The 5,009-nt window shown below is 63.8% G+C and carries 6 protein-coding genes and 1 pseudogene; 1 reads left to right on the top strand and 6 read right to left on the bottom strand.

Annotation, left to right across the window (positions count from 1 at the left end; genetic code table 11):
- A partial coding sequence (locus tag M511_RS18755) for a transposase (protein WP_139824648.1) occupies positions 1–290 on the top strand: 290 nt, incomplete at its 5' end.
- 27 nt (positions 291–317) lie between these two features.
- Here M511_RS18755 and M511_RS18750 read toward each other — a convergent pair.
- The 6 genes and pseudogenes from M511_RS18750 to M511_RS18725 form a co-directional block, all read right to left on the bottom strand.
- Positions 318–821: a DUF2169 domain-containing protein gene (locus M511_RS18750; RefSeq protein WP_139824647.1), complete on the bottom strand. Its 504-nt coding sequence runs from the start codon at positions 819–821 to the stop codon at positions 318–320.
- Between the two features lie 149 nt (positions 822–970).
- Positions 971–1,141: a hypothetical protein gene (locus M511_RS18745; protein ID WP_176224585.1), complete on the bottom strand. Its 171-nt coding sequence runs from the start codon at positions 1,139–1,141 to the stop codon at positions 971–973.
- A 222-nt stretch (positions 1,142–1,363) separates the two neighbouring features.
- Positions 1,364–1,537, bottom strand: a complete 174-nt coding sequence (locus M511_RS18740; RefSeq protein ID WP_176224584.1) for a hypothetical protein — start codon at positions 1,535–1,537, stop codon at positions 1,364–1,366.
- 34 nt (positions 1,538–1,571) lie between these two features.
- On the bottom strand, positions 1,572–2,249 hold the full coding sequence (locus tag M511_RS18735) for a hypothetical protein (protein ID WP_085503212.1): 678 nt from the start codon (positions 2,247–2,249) through the stop codon (positions 1,572–1,574).
- Positions 2,249–3,127, bottom strand: coding sequence for a hypothetical protein (locus M511_RS18730; protein ID WP_085503210.1), 879 nt, complete (start codon positions 3,125–3,127; stop codon positions 2,249–2,251). The genes M511_RS18735 and M511_RS18730 overlap by 1 nt, the downstream gene beginning before the upstream one ends.
- Positions 3,124–4,950: pseudogene (locus M511_RS18725) on the bottom strand (type VI secretion system Vgr family protein). The gene M511_RS18730 and the pseudogene M511_RS18725 overlap by 4 nt, the downstream one beginning before the upstream one ends.
- Positions 4,951–5,009: the final 59 nt, after the last annotated feature.

Genomic DNA, 5,009 nt, shown 5'->3' with positions numbered 1-5,009 from the left:
ACCCCTCCATCGCCCCGGCCTGGCGTCGGGCATGGGCCGAGGTCACGCCGTTCTATGCCTTCAGCGCGGCGATCCGGAAGATCATCTATACGACCAACGCAGTGGAATCGCTGAACCGGGTGCTGCGGAAAACGCTGAAAACCAAGGGCTCATTCCCGACCGAGGAAGCTGCCACGAAGCTGATCTTCCTGGCCATCCGCAACTTCGAGAAGGGCGGCCGCGCCGTCCGGGAATGGGTTGCGGCCCGCAATCAGCTGGCCATAATGTTCGCCGGGCGCTTCGACGCCTGAACGTATCTGAAAACCGCATGGGCCCGCTCAGATACACAGAGTTCCTGACACTCCCGTTTCCTGCCATGCCTTGTCATAGGTTCCCGCCAACCGCACGCCTCCCGGCCAGTGCGGAGCGAGCGCCCCGATCGTCACAGGAACCGAAGCCCGACCGGGCCGCGCACCCTGATCCTCGGGCGAGATCAGCACCGGGAGCGGCGCATCGGCGCCGTCAGAGTTGTCGCAGCCCAGCGGGTTGTCGGGGTGATCCGGGCCACCATGGGATGCCCGGCCGTTCAGCGAAACGCATCGCGGCAGCGCGTCGCGGTCATACGTAGGCAGACCGCACCAGTTGCGCCGCCGGGGCGGCATCAGCAGCAAATCACGTCGCCAGTCGCCCAGGCGAAACAGGATCGGCTTCGGATCTGCCGTGGCGGGCTGCATGGCGCGGGCCGTCAGAAGCAGATCGACCGCCGCTTTCGGTGGCTGCAGGTCGCTGTCCTCCAAGGGCATTTCCGGGTCGTCCGGTGCCTTCAGGGGGCCGTCGTGCAAGACCGCTCCGTTTCGTAGGAACAGCGGCGGACGGTCCGCTCACAGCATGAAGGCGGCCTTTATCCACAGCCCCCAGAAGATCGCATCCCGGTGATCGCGATAAAACCCGGTCCGTGCCGCATGAGGTGTATGGTTCTGAAGTTGCCACATCAGTTGAGGTCGATCCGTCCGGCCAGCACGGTGAAGCCCTGCTCGGCATCGATACCAATGTCGAGCCCCGTCATTCGGATGCGTCCGCCGGGATACAAGGCCAGCGAAGCCTGACCGTTGCGGATGATGACGACCCCGTCATTCTGGGGCTTTCGCTCATCGTCCAGCACCCAGCACCCAGCACCACCGTCAGACTTTCATCTACCTCGGCAATGTCCTGACAGACCGCCATTCTCCCGATGTCGGATACCTGTGCCCGGCCGGCACACAGGATGCGGGCATTGGGCCCCTCCAGAACCGGCCGGCCGTTTTCGGCTATGGAAAGGATGCGGCACAGCCGAAGACTGCCCAGCCTTTCATGCGTCGTCATGCGCTTTCCTTGATCACTTCCACTAAAGCCCGATCAGCCAGAACCCGGCCAACACCACGGCGATCCCCAACACCGCCAGCAGCCACCAACCCATCTGCACGCCCACACCGATCGCCAGCCCGCCAAGCGCGAAAAGGGCGTAGCCCAGACCGGCCTCGGCCAAGACCCTCAGGATTGCGGCAATGCGCCTAAACATGCGAACTTCTGCCTTTCACTGGTCAAGGGCCGGGTCAGCCGGGGTCGAAAGCGGAAACCGCCCGCTCACCCATCTCGCGTAATCGCTCTTGCGCCTCTTCGGAAAAGATCTTCTGCGGCATGAAATAGTCGCGCACCACCTCATTCGAGCCTACTCGGACGCTGACGCTGTAACCCGCCTCACCCCGGGTCAGCAGCTTGAAGCCGCGCGTGAAGAACCAGCCAGACCGCTTGAACGCCTCGCGCAGCGCATGGTTCGCGGCGGTGCGAGCCGCGCCGCGGCCGGGAATTTCGCCGGACTTGAGGACGATGTAGTAAAGTGAGCCCCATTCCGGCCGGGTCGGGGTTCCGCCGCCACCAGCTTGCATCCGAAAATCCAGGGAAGAGGTGGGAGGTCCGACATAAAAGGTCGTGACCTTCTTTCGCCAAGACGCATCGGGATGGTAAACGTAAAGAATGCCAGGCGGTAAAGCCAGTCCGGTACCTAGGGTCCTGACCTGGAAATGCACGCGCGCCGGCTCGCCGATGGTGTTCACGAAAGCCGTGCCGACGGCATAGTTCTTGACATCGCGTAGCTGAACCCCATCGGCATCGCGGCCGGTGCCGCCCAGGGACCGCTCGGCCAAGAACTCCTCCCACCCGGAAGGCGTGCTAAAGTCGAAATCGGTCTTTGACATGAACGCTTCGAATTGTTCGTGGGTCAGTTCGACCATCAGTCCTTGTCTCCCTGCTTGTTCATGGCCTGCAGATAGTCGGCCAGTTCCGGCCATTGGCTGGCAATGTAATCCAGGCTGCCTGCCGGGATCGGTGCCAAGGGGGAATGCGTCAGATGCTGGCGCAGGTAGCGCACCGCATCAGCCGAGGTTGCAGCCGGCAAATCCATCAGGGACAGGTCGGGCGGATAGCACGCCGCATCCAGCAATGCGGGATCGGCCATCGTCCGGTTGATCTGCATGGTCGAGGTGCAAGACGTATCGACAAGCCCGGCCTGACGAAGCGCCCGCAGCCATTCAAAGGACGGCGGGCACAGTGCCTGGGCCTGCTGCAGCGTCATGCTGCCGCTGGCCACGGCCAGCTTGTCCGCCAGACCGATGCGGTCGGGGCAGTGCGTTTCAGTCGGTTGACAGTCGTGTCCGGCGCAATAGCCGGTCAGCAGCGGCCCATTTTCCGGCTGGCCCCACAGCGGCACGGCCATCAGGAAATCTGCGCTGGCCTCACCCATCCGCAGAGTCTCGGCCGGAGCCAGTGAGGCGGTGACGAAGTCGGCCGCCGGTCCCGGCAGCGCACCGACATGGTCCAAGATGCTGCGGTCGGCGACAAAGAAGCCGCGGTCCCCTTCTTGCGCGGCCATCGCGACCAGTTCCACCGCCTCGGCCTCGGGCAGCAGCCCGAACAACCGCGAGGGAAAACCGTAGTCCATCGCCGACCGGGCATCCGCTCCGACTTGCAGCGCGTCGTCGAAGCAATCAGGCGACAACATGGCGACCAGTTTGGCGGGCGGATGACCGGGCAGGGTGCAGCCAGCGGCGAATGCGACGCAAGGCGCAATCAGCAGGCCGCCAGCAGTCACGATATCAAGCGCACGCATCATTCGTTCAGATCTATGTTGTCGGCGCTCAGCTTGATGTGCACCCCGGTCAATTCGATCTCGCCGTTGCTTTTCAGAAGCAGGCGCGATGCACCACAACGCAGGTCGATCTCTTTCGTGACGTGGAAATACCGGCCGCCGCCCACAGTTTCAAAAGAATCCGTGCCTGTCGTGACAGACATCCTGGACCCGACATTCACGGCGTAGGACGTTCCAACGGCCAAAGTGCCACTGTCCCCGACACGGGTGGTGGACTGCGTTCCGATCGCCTCGGTGCGGGATTGCGCCACGATCAGCTTGTAATGCCCGCGCGACGGGTCGGGGCCGCCCGGCAAGGTCGCCTCATACGCCAGTCGCAAGGGCCCGTCATCGAATGCGGCCAGCGCCCTGGTCGCGCCCAGCTGCACATCCGCCGCGCCCACCTCGGTCGTGGCATTGCCGCCGATCTGAAAGCTGAAGTCCATGCCTATCTCGGAATACTTGCTGTTTCCGATGCTTTCGACCTCGCTGACATCGACCCGCTTTGCGTGGTTGTTCTGGACATGCACTTCATGATCGTGCTGGGCATGAAGATAGATGCGTTCCCGTCCGGCCTGATCCTCGAAACTGATCTCATTGAACCCTTGCCCCTGATGCGTATCTGACCGAAACACGGCCTTTGTCTTATGCTTGGGCAGCTCATACGGCACTTTATTCTTGCCATTATATACACACCCGGTGACGATTGGCTTGTCCGGATCGCCCTCGAGGAATTCGACGACGACCTCCATGCCGATGCGGGGGATGACCATGCCGCCCCAGCCTGCTCCGGCCCAGTTCTGGGTGACCCGGCAGCGCATCGAATGCGCGGCATCAAGGTCCCAGTGAAACCGCACCAGGATGCGGCCGTATTCGTCGCAGTCGATCTCGCCCTCGCCCACCACCATTGCCGTCTGCGGGCCATGCACCACCGGCACATGCGTGCGGCGCGGGGGTGCCATCGGCGCGGTGTCGGGCATCAGCACGTAGCTGCCCGTAAAGGCATAGCCGTCGCTGCCCTGACCACCCGAGCCATAGGCCTCAGACACGAAGTGGTGCGATGCTGACAGGCACAGGTAGCTCTCGCCCGTGCCGGGGATCCGGTCGCCCGACAGCGTCACCCGCTTGCCAGACCGCAGGCTCAGGCAATCGCCCACCGCCCGGTTGCGACGGTCCGCTCCACGTTCCTGCGACGTGCGCAGGCCCGCCACGATCTTGCCGACGTCCTGCGCCGGATAATCGCCGGGCCAGTCGAAGCTCTCGATCTGGCCCTGCGCATGGGCGGCATCGCCCAGCCGGTCGACCTCCATCGCCTGGTTAGGATGCTTGAAGTTATAGTCGGTCAGCCGGATGGCCCCGGTGGTGATGTTGCGCTCGGGCGTTCAGTCCCAGAAATGCTCGCCCTCGGCCTGGTGGTGGCCGTCGTAGCTTTTATAGGGCCGCGCGCCGATCGTCTCATGCGCCAGAACGTCATCGGTCAGCACCAGCGTATGGCTGCCCATGGCGTGGCGGAAATGAAAGCTGATCCCGTGCCGCTCCATCTGGCGGCGGGCGAAGTCCAGGTCGCTCTCGCGGTACTGCACCGTGTATTCCAGCACCGGATAGTCCTGCGACAGCTGCACATCCAGCGCCGGATCGCCGAGCTGGGCATAGTCCGACAGCAGCTCGCGCAGGATCTGCACCACGGTCCTGTTGTGAAAGATCCGCTGGTTGCGCCGCCGTCCTGCCAGCCAGAACCACGGGCGCAGCACCAGATCATAGCGGTGGCCGTTCTCGCCCACCCCGGCCCATCGCGCCTGCGTGACGATGCCGTCAAAGGGCTGGGTGCCCTCACGGCCCTCGATCTCGACCGTGGCATGGGTGCCGA

It is taken from the genome of Paracoccus sp. J56 (assembly GCF_019633685.1).
GTDB lineage: Bacteria > Pseudomonadota > Alphaproteobacteria > Rhodobacterales > Rhodobacteraceae > Paracoccus > Paracoccus kondratievae.
This window is presented reverse-complemented; position numbering and strand designations above follow the sequence as displayed.

Bases quoted from the DNA above. Each gene is read 5' to 3' on its own strand.
- M511_RS18740 (WP_176224584.1), bottom strand. From the start codon at position 1,537: ATGTTTAGGCGCATTGCCGCAATCCTGAGGGTCTTGGCCGAGGCCGGT.
- M511_RS18735 (WP_085503212.1), bottom strand. From the start codon at position 2,249: ATGGTCGAACTGACCCACGAACAATTCGAAGCGTTCATGTCAAAGACC.
- M511_RS18730 (WP_085503210.1), bottom strand. From the start codon at position 3,127: ATGATGCGTGCGCTTGATATCGTGACTGCTGGCGGCCTGCTGATTGCG.